Source organism: Pedobacter sp. ok626 (assembly GCF_900100435.1).
Taxonomy (GTDB): Bacteria; Bacteroidota; Bacteroidia; order Sphingobacteriales; family Sphingobacteriaceae; genus Pedobacter.
Genome location: NZ_FNEX01000005.1, coordinates 226,342 through 240,688, shown reverse-complemented (window position 1 = coordinate 240,688; position 14,347 = coordinate 226,342). Strand labels below are relative to the sequence as shown.

Sequence of the window (14,347 nt, the reverse complement as noted above, 5' to 3'; positions counted from 1 at the left end):
TGAAATATGTCTTTAGCCGCTTCTTTATGAACCTGAGCTCTTTTGTTCTGCGAATATTAATACGTGCTTTTTTCGTCTCCCATGATTAGGTCTTTAACGGCAGAACATCCTTCAATTTTAACCATCTGAAATAAGATCAATCATTTCAAATATATTCCATAGTGCTCGAAAAAAGTTATGGCGCTGAAATCTAAAATAAACCGACAGGATGTGTACTTTGGTGCATCTTTTACCAAACAGGAAAGATCTACAAAGAAGATCTTGAATTGTTGTTATACGATGATAAAATGAATCCTTAAAATATGATGACCTACGACGAAGTATGCAAAGAACTTATGGCGAAAAAGATAATCAGTTTTGCTGACATTTACGATTTCAGTGAAACCCCATTGGAAAATTATTTTGAAAATTTTTTCACATTTTGTCAGACGAATCTTTCCGAACGTTGCAAAGAATATGATATACAACCTGCGAGATTCATCTACACCAACGATTATAATATCAATGCCAAGGCAAGTTTTCCGGAAGGCTTTAACATTATTCAAGTCAATTGTGGCACAATAGTAAAAACATACGAAAGTCTTTACTCCAAAAATTTTTTATTTAAGGAAGATAAAGAGATCAACAAAAATTATAGCGAAATAGAGACACTGTTTAAAATTCCATTGGGATTTCTAATGTTCCAAGTGGCCGTTCAGTTTACATTTTACCACGAACTTGCTCATTTAATACAAAAACCCTTCAAAGTGTTCGACTCACTTGATGAACGGAAACACAATGGCACCGAAGACAAGTACTCATCACTAAAACATTGCCTTGAATTCGATGCCGACATTCATGCTGCCAACATGATCCCTCCACATATCTTGGATTTCTGGAAGAAACATCCTGACCAACATCAAACTGCTGGGAATTTGAGCAAGCTACTGTCAGTAGTTGTTTCAGGAATTTTGAATTATTTCATGATTATGGGTCAATGTGATCAAGATATCTATTACACAGAAAGCTCTCACCCTCACCCGATAATCAGGGCAGTCTACATCACAGAAAAAATAATACAAGTTGCAGAGATCAACGTTGATTTCAAGCTGGATTCTGGGGTTATCTTACAAGAAGCGTTTAACATAACAGAAAAGTTTTGTATTCATCATGCCATTCCAAATTTTGTGGCAAAATTTAATGAAATATTCAGTGTTCATTCCGACGACATCGGCGACTATATTGAAATATTAGATACAGAATCAGACCAGTTCCCCAACTTGGTGAGAAACAAGTTCCCCGACAGTGTCTAGCTTTTATTGAGATATCAAATCGCATTTTAGGCTAATATTCGCTAAAAACAAAAAAGCCAACATTATTGATGAAATAGTTAATACTTTAAAGTACGTAGGACGAAGTTTTAGTATTACATTTTTTTTAACCGGAGCCAAGAACAACTTAACGTACTTGGACAAAAACAGATTTACATCATAATTTTAAATAAACATAGGTGACAATATAGCAAATTACCCTAACTGAAAATCTATAATACAACTTAAATATATAGCTTTCCGAGGGGGAAATACCTATTTCAAAATGAATCAATAGTTTTATTAACTTTACAATATGCTGGTGCTCAGTCAAATCGGAAAATAGAGAGGCCGAAATGACGAGGCTTGACATCGTCTGATTTATGAACCTAAAAGTTTAAAGTTATGTCAAATAGCAAGAAACCCAACAAGTTCGTAGTAGTGCACCCTTCAAAGCCAACGAAAGACGGCAGAAAAACATTTCTACGTTCAAGACCTAAACCAAATTGCGATAATAAGTAATTTGGCGATGATCGGCGGGAACAACTAAATTGTTCCCGTTTTTTATTTCGTCAAAACAAAGGTTTTATAGAGTAAGATTAGAAAGGTTAATATTGAAAGTACAAAAACCACATACTTAATGATATTATCTCTTTTACCTTTTTCAATTTTTGCTTTGTAACCTAACGAATTAACATCTGCTAAAGCACCAAAACCTCTATTGGAGAGAGAAATAATACCTCCTTGAACTTCTCTTAGCATATCGTCACCTAGTAGATATTTAATGTCATTTTCAATTGGATAATATTTTTCGAGATTACCATAAACCTTTAATTGTTCTTTTTGTATCCCTTCCAGTGTATGAGATAAATTACCTCTAAACATTTGAAGAGTTTGATCAAGTGATTTTGCCTTTTGAAGATCCATAAGAGTTTATTTAGATAACTTCAAATATAACAAAACACAAGTATTATTTGCAGGAGGTAAATATCACGCTGATTATGGCCATCGCCTAACGCGCCAACTTGGCCAGTAATTTTACAGTCAAGCTGACAAGCACACTCCAGAGTAAAATGTTCAATCTGTCGAGTCCTGAATTTACTTGACGTAGTTTTTTAAAATATTTTACCTTATTTATATCCTGCAGAATTGGTAACTTGCTTTTAAGTTAAACGCTTTTATTTCTTTCATAATGCCTCAACAATTCAACAAACCAATAGCATTAAGTGTTCCCGCCGAACGATACAAGGAGTTTCTTGTCACTGATACGTATCAGACTTTGATGAAGAGCCTGAATATACTGGAATCTCCAACGGAGGCCGAATTAGAATCTTATGACAAGTGGTCGGTAGAGGCGACTGAGCAGGATATGCATCCCATTCAATATGCATTTATTAATTCCCTTCAGGTAAGCGGTCGAATGATCAGTTTTTTATTGTTTCAAGTTCTGTACAGTTATCCCAAAATTACTAAGGTGGAAAACGGATTCGTCTATGTGGACGATGCTGTCTTATTTTTAGAAAAGCTCTGGACTGAAAAGGAAGTAAAGGATTCCCAAATGCTGGGCTTAGTGATCGAATGCTTTAAGGAGTTGATGTTGTTTGATCAATTAGTCAAACCAGAGGATCAGCTACTCCTTAAGATCGGAGCCTACCTTGAGGAGATTTCCTATTTGCTGGATCTCAGATACTCCAGCCCCCAGACCATAGGAACGCTGTTAACTACCATCAGCTTTTATAAAGACAAAGATAATTCAAAATCGATAAAGCTATGTAATTATGCAATTGAAGTCTCCTTCAAATATGCAAGTGAAGACATCACAATATTGCTCGCGCAGACAGTTGATATACTCACTATTCATGCTGATGAATATCCTGACAGAAGAGTATCGGCTTTTGATGCAATGGACAGGTTAATCAGATACCTGTTAGTCAAACAATCTCAGACCGAAATTGCAAGCCATGATGAGAAAGTTCTTCAGTTGATTGAAAACAATATAGGTATGAATAAGTATCTCCGTCCCCTCGCTTGTTTGTACTGTTGTCTGAATGGCGTTAAAGGGAAGCCTGAACCTTTTCCGGACCTTTCGGTGATCAGCACACCAGTTTGGAAGAAACCTTTTGAAGCCTGGGTTGAAAATTTCAGCGCAGTGAGTAATGACTTTATGCTGGAGATCGCTGATGGACGCTTTGATCTGCTTCTTCATAAAGAGACCTTAATGGTCAATTTCAACAACTGGACGCTCAGTTATTCGAAAATGCTCAACTCCATACCCCATGGAGATTCTATTCTTAAAGAGGAACAATTGGGAAATATGCTGCTTGACCTGAAGCATGAGCTAACTCATGTCTATAGCCTGTTCGGAGTTATAGGCCTTACCTTAAATATCATGCGCTGGACTCTGGTTGACCTAGAAGCCATACTTTTTCTGGATAATTCTTCCAAGATGGATACTTCTACAGATGATGCCATTATTGAACTTTTTAACAGTGGTAAACCATTTCCTATGAGGGAACCTTCTATCATCTCATTACTTCATACTGAACGTTCCGCCGAGATAGAAAATAAAATCCAATCGATGGAGCAGACCTGGACGCCCTGGTTTGAAGGCCTGGCGCTTTATGGAGAGTTTGCTGATGATCCGACGTTGGATCCCGAGATAGAGTCGCCCATTAATTTGGTCATGTCCAATCTCATAGATTATATTCCGGATACAAAAAACAAGCATGCCCCAACCCTTGACGAAATAATTACCCAGGCCCGTATACACCGGGATACTTTTGAGAAACTGTGCAGCGATGCCAAGCAAAAAATCGGGAAGGATCTACTATGGCCATATTTGAAAGGCAGCCATAAACAATATCTTCCCGGATATTTAACGGTACGGAACATTGTCGCCAAATGGCGTTTAAAGCTTGGTGATATCCCATTGCGCGGTGATCAGGCTTTCAGGATTTTGCTGAATTTAACACGGTTCAGCGGTATGGAGCTTATGCCCGATCTCAGTTTAAGTGCCAGAACATTTAAAAATAGTGTTCTGGAGCAGCACATAAAGTGGTTGGAAATGATCGCGGATATAGATGTGGAAGACTTAAAGGTGCTGATTCATCCAGATGCAAGGACAGCTGGTGTTAATATTGCGTGGAGGGAAGGCAGGATGATCCTAAGCAATGATGATTTTGAAAAAGTTCGAGAATATCAGCACAATTATGTTTCCAGCAAAACAAATCAACTATTATCGTCGCTGGTTGAGGATAGAAAAGATTGGACAGGCATAACAGACAAGGAGTTACGGGAGATCATAAAAATGACAGGGCAAGCAGCTATGCGGTCAGGATATCGATCCATCATATTGAATAAGCAATCGGAAACGCTATTAGATCGTTATACAATGATGCCGCTAGGCAGAATTCAATGTCCATTTTGGCTTATTGAAACGACCGGAGGTTTAGTCTGTCAGATAAGGACGCGTGAAAGGGATAAAAATACAGGCAGACCGAGCTATAACGTGACCTCAATATCTATCCCTGCGGATCAATTCGAATATATTAAAACATACGTTGGCAAATACGGCGCTGCTTATTTGGAACTGACCCGTGCGGTGATCCTAGGAGGAACTACCAATCCAATGGTTAATAATCAGCAATACTTGATATATCAACTAGGTGAATGGAGCCATGTCGCCAAAGCGGGCCTATTTTTCGGCAGAGATGTGGAACCGGAAGCAGCCGAAATGTTAAAATGGAGATTTGGGAATCACATGGGCATTAATTTTATGGAGCAGCTCAATTCCGGAGATTTGCCTTGCAGTTTAAGAACATTATCCTGGATAAAAAATATCGATTGGAAGGCACTGAAGGTCGAAGCATACATTTATGACCTTTCTGAATGGGCCAATGCCGTACAGAGAACCTGTGAAGAAAACTTAACACGGAATACCGAACAAATGGATCAGGTTTCATTCAGTCTGCTCAACTTTGTATATCAAGATGCAGAACTGGCCCAGGAGGTATATGATCGTGGGCTGTATGTTGTCGAATCATTTCAGAGCCCAGTAAAAGACATTGTAAGTTATCTATTTGATAGTGCTATATGTCCGGAAATCCCACTTCCTGATGCTTTTGAAAAGCACCCTTTTTTTGATCTTATTTAAACAATCAAACTTAATATATGTATAAAACTATAATTATAAACGATGAAATTTTAGAGACAGCCATTCGTCACGTTAACGAATTGCAAGTCCAGAAGAATGAGGCTAAGTTAAAAGGGGTTTTCGATGGTGCCACTTTGGGGAAAATTGAAAGCATGTGGGAAAGCTATACCAGTGCATTGAGGGAGAATTTTATTTTCGGAAGGGAATACGCCCAACAGAAGATTGATGACTTGGTGTTTTCTGTTGAAACCCTTATCAAAGATGCTGGTAAAAAGGCGCGGGATTTTCATAATTATTTTAAAACTAAGCTTCAAGAGTTTGTCAAAGCCCTAATCAATGCGGCATTCCAGTTTATTCCGCAAAGCATTGATGTAGGCCCACATTCTTTTCCGATCAGCAGCATCAGTTATAACCAGAAAATAGCACTTGGTGGTTCTCTCAAGGCCAGTTTTCTAGAGGCAGCCGAACTTACAGCGAGCGGAGAGATTGAAATTGGAGTCGAATATGCAAAGGCATAAGAAAAACTAGTTTTGTGGTTATAAATTGAAATTCGGTTTAAGTTCTTTTATGAACAATTCTTTGACTTTACTGTGTGGATTCGGCGAAGTTGCTAGGTTTATATGGTGGGATCGGTAAGAGGTCGGAAATGGTAGAAGGATGGCTTTTTCTTTTTATCAGGATCGGCCTTGCCTCATTTTAAATGAAATATTGAAGACTGGAAGGCGGTAGGGTAGCTACAGATAAATAAAATGAACTAATTTTAGAGAGAGTTATCATTATGTTCTTAAGAATATATAGATTGTCAGTAGTGCCAACATTGGCCACTGAATTTAATGATGCTCATTACTCAAACTAAACTAATGCAATCTAAAAAAACTGTTAATACTACCGGAAAACTGAATGCTGAATTCCTCAAAATGGCACCTAGCATTACTCAGGTTTATATTGCCGTGGGGATGATTACCGGGAAAACGTTTGACTTCTTGATGCGCAATCTTAAACCTGATACAGTGATTAATGTGATATTAGGTATCCATATGCCCACACCACCTGCGGTATTGGAGAAATTGTTCAACCTGGAACAATCCGGAGAGCTTAAAGTGAGTGTATTTGCTAATAATTTTTTTCACCCAAAACTTTATTTATTTAATACACAGATCGGCTGGCTGGCCTTCGTCGGATCAGGAAACCTGACCCATGGTGGCTGGGCTGCAAATGAGGAATTTTTTGTGAAAATAACTGATCATTCCACCTGTTATGAGATGCGAGAACATATCATAGAATGGGAGGCCGATTCAATTGCGCTGACCAGAGAGTTGATTGATGCATATACAGAGAATTTCGAGAAAAATGAAGCGTTGGAATCAGCAAAGATCAATAATATCAAAGAACTCATAGCAAAGGTTTCCTCCACTCATAAACTGGATAAAGTAGATTTTAGCAGACAGTTTTTTAAGAAATCAGATTTCATGACTTTCGATCCATCGAAAGTTGGATTGGATAATCAGGAAATCTGGGTGGAGCGGGCTGCCGTTAGAGATAAACTCTATAGGCTCAATGACCAGGTAGCCCCATTAATTCCAAAATCTTGGGAGATTTATCCGCATTATAAACCCATATATATAGCTTCCCAGATTGAGACTGCCCATCACGATCAGCATCTTGTCCGCTCGCTCTGGGTTGGTTACGGCAGGGATCAATCCACTTTAAAAATGTATGGGGATCATGAGACGACCCCATTGTATTTCATGAGAATGCAGTTCATCATTCACCATGACACTGTTGGATTCTGGTTGATGCCTGCAAAAGCTAATGCTGGTAAAGTAGACAGGCAGCATTTCAGAGAACAGATGAAAGACTCAAATTATCGTACAAAGTTCTTCTATTTGATTAGAGATTTGGGCGATCCGTACTGGATCCACATCGCCGGTGAAGAAAGAATGACATCGAGCTTTGAAAACGCTGAGCAACTTTATGAATTCGTTAAAAAGGATGCTTTTGCACATTACTTTACTATAGGAAGAGATTATGAGGCTGGTGATCCGAAGCTGGCCGTTGACCGTATAGCGCAAACTTGCATGGAGGAATTCACAAAATATTATCCTTTATATGACATGATCATTCACCGGCTAGAACGATCAAACCTGGCATTACGGTAATGAAGAAAGTCCGAAATAAATGGAAAACAAAGAAACCCTGCGTGGGGTGTATATTTCGGTCAAGCGACTTTTGCCTTGCACAGTTAGCAAAAAGGGTCTGTATCACGACCGCCCCGTACGATGGAGACTTCAAAAGCTCGTGAATATTGCGAATGAGGCCAATGGTGTAAAAGAATAGGCTGCATTTGTTATATGCTCAATTAATTTCCCCACTTTTCACTTCGGTTTAAGTCCGTAATAATTATGGATTTTTTTATTAAAAGCGTCAATTTCTTTGTGCGTTCGTTCGAGAAGATCAATACCTTCCTGTAGTCCGACCAATGGATCTTTCACAACATACTTACTTCCATCATCTTTACCTTGGTGCATACTCACCGTTTCGATTGATACCATAAACTCCTCAGGTTTATACCATTTTTTGCTCACGGTTGAAAATCCAACATCCAGAGACCATCGCTTCCCGTAGATAGCTTTTTTAGCGGCAGCCCAAAGGGATTCCCTCACCTGCATCCACAATCGCGTTTCCATGATGTTTAAAAATTATGAAACATAAATACCAAAAAAATAGCAATCACAATAAGACTAATTCACAATTAACTTAATGGATGCGAAAAATTCATAGCGAGTAAACGGGCTGCCGTAAAAAAAAATGGGAGAGAATATAAATTTACCTATGCCAATAAACGAAATTATTCTATGAATTAAGATGATCCTTTTAATTCATCATTAACGATGCTAGCTGCCAAAATAAGGGTATGAAGATATTCATAATAAGCAATCAGATTAGCACGTTCTGCGTTCGGTAATATGCGGCTTTTGGTATAGAAACTTTGTTGGATCATTCTCCAGAGATATTCAAGACTATCATCAAGTGGATAAGTTTCAAAAAACTCTTTTAATTTAGTTTCCGCGAACGCATTAAGCTCGGCTTTAGTTCCTGATGGTCTTTTGTGTAGAAATTGGTCTGGTGTATACATATGCTCATTTTTTTAGTTTCAAAAAATAAGTCTCTTGGGATTTACAGAAACCTAGAGCATGGCGTTATTAGATAAAACGAAAGTGCACCATAGCGAGCTCTAAATACCGCATCATCTGGCTTCTGACGGCCCTGCAAAACGGATTTACAATAGGAGCCCATAACGCTACAGTGCACTTGCGAAAGTACAACAATATTTGTTACGGGCATTAATCTATTGTCTCGTTTGCAACATTGTCAGAATTTGATGATCGAGACTCTGAATTAATACCTCATTTAAGAAGTATGATCTGTTATTGTCGTTTCTTTATTTCATTGGCTATGGGTTTTAGGTCGTTTTGATATCACGCAATATTTTAATCAAGTTATTTAAACAAAGCTCCCTAGATAATTAACAATAAACCTTACTTAGCTGAAATTTGGTGGAAAACGCAGTAAAATTGCCTCTCAACAAAATAAAATACGGAGGAGGTTATACAACCTCTTTTGCATTTAAAAAAAACGTCTATAAAGCCAATAACAGATGACTAAACTTATGCATACCAGACCATAAATCCAAAAGCTTAGCGGCTCGGTCTTTTTCACTATTATTTCCTGCTTAGCCTCCTGCTTCTCTTCTGTTTTTAATCTATCAGTTTTTGCTATATCGATTTGCTCTTTGATATTTTGAACGTGATAAAACCCACTATCACTCCAGTAAGTAAAAATCTGTGTTTCCTTGTTTGCGGTTCTAAAAAGCAGCTGACTCGATTCCAGCTGCTTTTTTGATGATTGCTTATCTGTAGTAGTTGTTTTACTCGTTTTATTAAATAAAGCGCAACTACATAAGCATAATATTAAGATAACAGATAAGGTCCTCAAATTCGACCTCCTTTCTTTGTCCAGTCTGCAAAACGATATATACTCCTCACATGCCTTGTGCGCCTATATACACCATCCCCTTCCCTACTACCATTTAAATTCGTATTCCCCTCTACGCTCAAAACCCAGTCATTCCTTACCTCCGTTACGATCCCGCAATGCCCAATCCGCTTTAAATGCTCAAAGTATATCCCCAACACCATTCCAGCCACCGGATCCTTGGCAATCCGATCAGGGGGAAAAAGCGAAGGACTCCAAGCCGTGCGCGGTTGCGAATAGCCCGCCTGACCAAAGCACCATGACACAAACGAAGCACACCATGGTACTTTTTTAAGCCCAACATACGTGTTGTACTGATCCACCCTTGCGCCAGCATTCTCCTGATCTTCACGAACGCCAATTTCTTTTTTAGCTGTTTCGATGATAATTCTTGCCCCTCCATCAGTTACACGATTGCGGTCAAAACCCCAACTGCTGCCAGCAAAAGCAATGCAAATGAAGCCCAATAAAATCCTAATTGTTGCCATAATTCCATTTTTTTAAAAGATAAAACCATCTCAGTTAATAAAGGTAGCCCCAGCCTGGTCCAGAACCTTTGCAATAGCCACCAGCTTAAGCCCGTCACCGCCAGAAAGCAGATCAGGCTCATTAAGATTAGCAACCAAATATTTGGATCAATAAAACCCATCATAGGGTCCCAACTCATGATCAGGACTTGTAACAGTGGACAGGTTAATAAGAGCCCTCCAAATAATAGATAAGGTGTATAGTTTCTACCAGAAACATCAGCCTTTGATATTTTTAAAGTATTCATGATATCTTGTTTTTAGGTATTGTTAAGAAAATAGAGAGGCCGTTTCCGGCCCCCCATTAATTTAGGTAGCCACGATCTGGATTTTTCCTACATAGCGACTCTCGGATACGAGTCCTTTTGTAAGTGTCGAACTGAAGTTGATGTAGCAATAAACATCATCCTCTCCATATTCCAGGGGTAGCTGCAATTTAAAGATCCCAGCAGAGCGCGGTGCAGCTGCCATCAGACTAACAAATTCATCCTTTGCAGGATTGTACACCAACAAATTTGCCATATCTGTTGCATCTCTAAACTTGTTATCTGCCCCCACCTCATTGCTCCATTCAAAATCTACTTTACCTTCCACACTAGCGGCAAGGCGCAACGTTGGAGGCAACTTCAATCTACCACGGGCAAACATTAACTTTGTATAGTCCATCTCAATGCTTGATCCAACAACTTTAATGGCTTCTTTCAAATGATAAGCAACTGCTTCGTTCATAGGCGAATTTGCATCCGATCTATTGCCATAAAACAACTCGATATATTCACTAATCCAACTTAAAACTCCTGTAACCAAGCCAAACCTGGATCGTTGACTAGTCTGTAACTCCGTAGCAGGCTTACTGCTAGGCCTAGGTAGACCTCTGATTACATCTCTGTTACGGTAACGTGCTCCGACCACGGTTCCGGTTTTCTTTCTGAATCCGCCAAGGATTCCTTGTCTGATAATTCCCATTTTTTTAAAATTTAATAGTTAAAAAATTTGTTAGCTCCCATCATTTGCACTTTCCTAATCTCATTAGGGAAAGCCAAAGTTATGATGGCCGGCACGCTTCAGATCAGAATCCTGCAGTGTTCCTACCTCCAATTGCCGAAACAAAGAGACAACAAAAAGAGGCCCTTGTCCAGTCTCCCGGGGTCGGAGACCCGCTTGGGCAAAATCAAGCAAAAACGAGGTTTAAACTACATTCTATGCCCACGCATTTTTTTGAAAAAAAATTATTTTGGCACAATTGAACGACTCTTTGCCTCTTGATCTTTCAAATACTCAATCAATTCAACCATGGTCAGCACATTATAATCTGTACAACCAGCTACCAATGCCTTGAGCCTACCCGCACTATAGTTACAACGATAGGTCATATCCAGGGCTCTGGTTTCTCCAGTTAATCTCAGCTTACACCATTCATATAGCGCCCGCTGGGAGGTAAACAGTACCTGATTAAAATTAATATAGCGATCGCGCCGCCTATGCTTCATCCTCCAAAAGACAAACCGTTCGAACAAATTATTTGCACTTTTGGCTACAAGTTCATTATTAAACAACTCCTCCTGATCCAATCCATTCACGATTCTATATTCCCTCGCAACTACATCTTCAATATGATTGACGAGGTCACAAACCAGCTTTACATGAGGCTCTTTTAATGTCTCCAGTAATTCTGCATCGTAAACAGAGATATCTTCAGGATCTACCAGCATTTTAATATCCCTAAGTTCTTTGGCCAATGCAATTCTCATTCCCGAAACAATAAACTCTCTTTGAACTCTGGCAATTAACCAATAACCGGCCTTTACAATTATTTCCAATTCATTATCCAAATTCTTCATCTACTTGATTTAACATGTTTACTAAAATTGACCTGATTGCAACTGCCGTGCTCTTTGTTACCTGTCTGTATTTACTTTCGAGACTCTTTGGAGAGATCTCTGCATTTTTTATTCCTGGCGTCTGAAAACTTTTGGAAATAAACAGCATCAATCCACTCTTACCTGAGGGCATTACCACCCTAACCTTTACCAATAGCTTAAAAAAGTAAGCCAGTACATCTACAGAAATGGAAACAGGTAACCTGCTAAACGTTGTTGGAGCCAAAGGATCTATGACCACGGTCTCCAAACGTCGCTTTCTATCCAAACAAGCCAATTCTGCGGTTACAAATTCGAGCAACGAGTCTTTTATTTTTGGGAAAGAAGGTTCAAGTCTTACACCATCGTACTTCTTTGTTAACCTGGTAAATTCCCGCTGACAATGAAAAAGAAAATTATACTTATGGTTAAGTTCATAATCCTTGTCCAGGTCGGTTACAATACTTTCTTTGCAATAAGCAAGAAAGCCTGGTGTATTAAAATTTAGCCTAATCAGCAAATCTTTAAGACCCGAAGTCATGTTATAACTGCGTCCAATACACAGGTCCATAATTTTTTCTTGTAAATTTTCAAGACAATTGATCTGTTGCCAGCTACCGCTCCCATTTTTTAATAAGCCAGTCATTTTGCCAACTACCAACGACTGAAGGGTCTTATCGGCATAGTACCGGGTCATTGCAATCACCAAAGCTTCTACCTTTGCTTCTATTGCCTCTGCAGCCTTATGGTAATAAATTAGCGGCATTTTGGCTAAAGGATCCAAATATTGCGCATAATGTTCTTGTTGATGCATCAAAATTTGTCCCAGGCAATCCAACACTTGCTGATACAAGGGTATCATCCTTTCCGGAAAATCAGGGTAGCCATGCAAGGCATCCAGCATCAAGGTACATTCTTTACAAATCTGGACCATGTGCCGTTTTACCAACTTATTCCCAAAACTACCAAAAAGAGCAAAGTTCATCAGCTGCAACATGTCCTGCCTTATGCAGGGAAGCCTTTCCATCCAGTCCTCAATCTCCTCATCACTCAGTTCTGGACAATTCGGTGCCAGACACTCCAGTACCAGGTACTGGAGTGTGGTGGTGGTATGGGTTTTCATAATGGCTCAACCCTTCCCATGTATATGCTGTCTGCTACTTTTTTCCTATTCATCGATGTCACACTTAAGTACACTTCCAAAGGAGTCCCCACTAGCTCCGGGTCAAATTTGAATAGACACTGTCTTGCTGTTCTTTTGGCCCCACCGGTAAAGCCATCTGTTATTTTAAGTTCTGGACTATACAATACCAGCATTACCTGATCGTCGAATGCAGCATTAGAATTTGTATTTTGCTGCCAGGTCAATTGCAGAACATCCGGGGCAATTAACTTTAGCGCCGGTTGATTCAATTGTGGAAGCAAACCGCAGCTGATCACCATTTTACTATAGTCAACACTAAGATTAGGATACTCACCCATAACCGCTTTGTGAAAGTTAAATGAGTAAGCCACACTTAGCGCAGTTTTATCTACCGCCATATTTTCAAAGCCAATATTTACATACGGATGAAAAGGTTGAAGTAAGTCATTGGTAAACTTCATCTTCTGTTCGTTGGCAATCTGCGCTGTAGATCTGGGCAATGGCTCAGCGGGCTTTTGTGCAGCCTCTTTCACATAGTTAATACCTTTCCATCGTGAAACTATTAAAGGTCCAATTTTCCCGGATAAAGGACCGAAAATGCCTTTTTTCATTTTTGCCATAATCTTTAATTTTTTAGTCGTTTATACTTTGGTTATAATTCCCCTTTAGATACAAGGAATGCAAAAGGACTTCGAAAGGAATCTCGAAGGAGCTAGGGTCCTATCAGAGTCCTTTCAAACTCCTACCAAACTCCTTTCGAACTCCTACCTGCCCAAGACCATTCCCGAAGGATTACCGAACCAATCCAAGGCCTTTCCACAGCCACTTTTAATTTCTTTTTTTCTATTTGTTTTGTGCTCATGGAATAAATATAGACCACGAAAAAATGGTGGTAGTCCGAAAATGACGCTTTTGTCCAATTGCGCCACATTTGGCCGAATTTGTCCGGAAATGACACTCTAGCACACAAAGTTATCTTAAGAGTAAAAAAATATACATATATTGAAGCCAATCAACCCAATTACGAACCAACCGCCAGTAAGGTTCCATTAAGGCTCTCAACCTTTTTGCTAGCGCCACTTGATCTGTTACGGTACAATCAGCCATGATATGGAAAGAGTATGTATTTACGCAAAAGATGTTTGTAAAGCTACTGGACGTAGCGAGCGCCAAGCTCGGCGTCTACTAAGAGCAATCAGAATTGAACTCAACAAAGAGGATCATCAGTTTATTACGGTAAAAGAGTTTTGTGATTACACTGGTATTGATCCTGATCTGATCGATCTGGATTAACGTTCATCTCCAATGACGCAGATCAGTTTTTTATTCGACTGCGTCAT

General features: G+C 39.2%; 14 protein-coding genes. 5 read left to right on the top strand and 9 right to left on the bottom strand.

Features of this window, described 5'->3' with window-relative positions; all coding sequences use genetic code 11:
* Nucleotides 1-302: 302 nt before the first annotated feature.
* Nucleotides 303-1,292, top strand: a complete 990-nt coding sequence (locus BLS35_RS09360; RefSeq protein ID WP_090780171.1) for a hypothetical protein — start codon at nt 303-305, stop codon at nt 1,290-1,292.
* Nucleotides 1,293-1,853: 561 nt separating this feature from the next.
* Here the strand turns inward: BLS35_RS09360 and BLS35_RS09355 are convergent.
* Complete coding sequence (locus tag BLS35_RS09355; RefSeq protein WP_090780169.1) at nt 1,854-2,216, bottom strand: hypothetical protein; 363 nt, start codon at nt 2,214-2,216, stop codon at nt 1,854-1,856.
* 265 nt (nt 2,217-2,481) lie between these two features.
* On the opposite strand from BLS35_RS09355, the gene BLS35_RS09350 reads away from it, so the two are divergent.
* The 3 genes from BLS35_RS09350 to BLS35_RS09340 all read left to right on the top strand — a co-directional run bounded on the left by BLS35_RS09350 (nt 2,482) and on the right by BLS35_RS09340 (nt 7,601).
* Nucleotides 2,482-5,442, top strand: a complete 2,961-nt coding sequence (locus BLS35_RS09350) for a hypothetical protein (RefSeq protein ID WP_090780166.1) — start codon at nt 2,482-2,484, stop codon at nt 5,440-5,442.
* A gap of 17 nt (nt 5,443-5,459) precedes the next feature.
* The gene (locus BLS35_RS09345) at nt 5,460-5,960 is read left to right on the top strand and encodes a hypothetical protein (protein WP_090780164.1); all 501 of its coding nucleotides are present in this window, start codon (nt 5,460-5,462) and stop codon (nt 5,958-5,960) included.
* Between the two features lie 342 nt (nt 5,961-6,302).
* On the top strand, nt 6,303-7,601 hold the full coding sequence (locus BLS35_RS09340; RefSeq protein WP_165973278.1) for a phospholipase D family protein: 1,299 nt from the start codon (nt 6,303-6,305) through the stop codon (nt 7,599-7,601).
* A 216-nt stretch (nt 7,602-7,817) separates the two neighbouring features.
* Here BLS35_RS09340 and BLS35_RS09335 read toward each other — a convergent pair whose 3' ends face one another.
* From BLS35_RS09335 to BLS35_RS09290, 8 genes are all read right to left on the bottom strand, one after another.
* Entirely contained in the window at nt 7,818-8,129 is a 312-nt protein-coding gene (locus tag BLS35_RS09335) for a hypothetical protein (protein WP_090780159.1), read from the bottom strand.
* Between the two features lie 173 nt (nt 8,130-8,302).
* A complete protein-coding gene (locus tag BLS35_RS09330) occupies nt 8,303-8,578 on the bottom strand; it encodes a hypothetical protein (protein WP_090780157.1) in 276 nt (91 codons plus the stop codon).
* A gap of 856 nt (nt 8,579-9,434) precedes the next feature.
* Nucleotides 9,435-9,965, bottom strand: a complete 531-nt coding sequence (locus tag BLS35_RS09320) for a CHAP domain-containing protein (RefSeq protein ID WP_132225965.1) — start codon at nt 9,963-9,965, stop codon at nt 9,435-9,437.
* Nucleotides 9,884-10,252, bottom strand: coding sequence for a hypothetical protein (locus tag BLS35_RS09315; RefSeq protein WP_090780152.1), 369 nt, complete (start codon nt 10,250-10,252; stop codon nt 9,884-9,886). The genes BLS35_RS09320 and BLS35_RS09315 overlap by 82 nt, the downstream gene beginning before the upstream one ends.
* Before the next feature lie 61 nt (nt 10,253-10,313).
* Nucleotides 10,314-10,970 (bottom strand): DUF6266 family protein, encoded by a 657-nt coding sequence (locus BLS35_RS09310; protein ID WP_090780149.1) that lies wholly within the window; start codon nt 10,968-10,970, stop codon nt 10,314-10,316.
* A gap of 263 nt (nt 10,971-11,233) precedes the next feature.
* Nucleotides 11,234-11,845, bottom strand: coding sequence for a hypothetical protein (locus BLS35_RS09300; RefSeq protein WP_090780146.1), 612 nt, complete (start codon nt 11,843-11,845; stop codon nt 11,234-11,236).
* Nucleotides 11,829-12,986 carry a hypothetical protein gene (locus tag BLS35_RS09295; RefSeq protein WP_090780144.1) on the bottom strand — a complete coding sequence of 386 codons (1,158 nt, stop codon included), beginning with the start codon at nt 12,984-12,986 and terminating at the stop codon, nt 11,829-11,831. The genes BLS35_RS09300 and BLS35_RS09295 overlap by 17 nt, the downstream gene beginning before the upstream one ends.
* Nucleotides 12,983-13,627 (bottom strand): DUF6266 family protein, encoded by a 645-nt coding sequence (locus tag BLS35_RS09290; protein ID WP_090780142.1) that lies wholly within the window; start codon nt 13,625-13,627, stop codon nt 12,983-12,985. Before BLS35_RS09290 ends, BLS35_RS09295 begins: the two co-directional genes overlap by 4 nt.
* Before the next feature lie 490 nt (nt 13,628-14,117).
* On the opposite strand from BLS35_RS09290, the gene BLS35_RS09285 reads away from it, so the two are divergent.
* The gene (locus BLS35_RS09285) at nt 14,118-14,300 is read left to right on the top strand and encodes a hypothetical protein (protein ID WP_090780140.1); all 183 of its coding nucleotides are present in this window, start codon (nt 14,118-14,120) and stop codon (nt 14,298-14,300) included.
* The last annotated feature ends 47 nt before the right edge of the window (nt 14,301-14,347 follow it).

Coding starts and splice junctions, on each gene's coding strand:
- BLS35_RS09335 (WP_090780159.1), bottom strand. CDS start 8,129: ATGGAAACGCGATTGTGGATGCAGGTGAGGGAATCCCTTTGGGCTGCC.
- BLS35_RS09290 (WP_090780142.1), bottom strand. CDS start 13,627: ATGGCAAAAATGAAAAAAGGCATTTTCGGTCCTTTATCCGGGAAAATT.
- BLS35_RS09310 (WP_090780149.1), bottom strand. CDS start 10,970: ATGGGAATTATCAGACAAGGAATCCTTGGCGGATTCAGAAAGAAAACC.
- BLS35_RS09330 (WP_090780157.1), bottom strand. CDS start 8,578: ATGTATACACCAGACCAATTTCTACACAAAAGACCATCAGGAACTAAA.
- BLS35_RS09300 (WP_090780146.1), bottom strand. CDS start 11,845: ATGAAGAATTTGGATAATGAATTGGAAATAATTGTAAAGGCCGGTTAT.
- BLS35_RS09320 (WP_132225965.1), bottom strand. CDS start 9,965: ATGGCAACAATTAGGATTTTATTGGGCTTCATTTGCATTGCTTTTGCT.
- BLS35_RS09355 (WP_090780169.1), bottom strand. CDS start 2,216: ATGGATCTTCAAAAGGCAAAATCACTTGATCAAACTCTTCAAATGTTT.
- BLS35_RS09340 (WP_165973278.1), top strand. CDS start 6,303: ATGCAATCTAAAAAAACTGTTAATACTACCGGAAAACTGAATGCTGAA.
- BLS35_RS09360 (WP_090780171.1), top strand. CDS start 303: ATGATGACCTACGACGAAGTATGCAAAGAACTTATGGCGAAAAAGATA.
- BLS35_RS09350 (WP_090780166.1), top strand. CDS start 2,482: ATGCCTCAACAATTCAACAAACCAATAGCATTAAGTGTTCCCGCCGAA.
- BLS35_RS09315 (WP_090780152.1), bottom strand. CDS start 10,252: ATGAATACTTTAAAAATATCAAAGGCTGATGTTTCTGGTAGAAACTAT.
- BLS35_RS09285 (WP_090780140.1), top strand. CDS start 14,118: ATGGAAAGAGTATGTATTTACGCAAAAGATGTTTGTAAAGCTACTGGA.
- BLS35_RS09295 (WP_090780144.1), bottom strand. CDS start 12,986: ATGAAAACCCATACCACCACCACACTCCAGTACCTGGTACTGGAGTGT.
- BLS35_RS09345 (WP_090780164.1), top strand. CDS start 5,460: ATGTATAAAACTATAATTATAAACGATGAAATTTTAGAGACAGCCATT.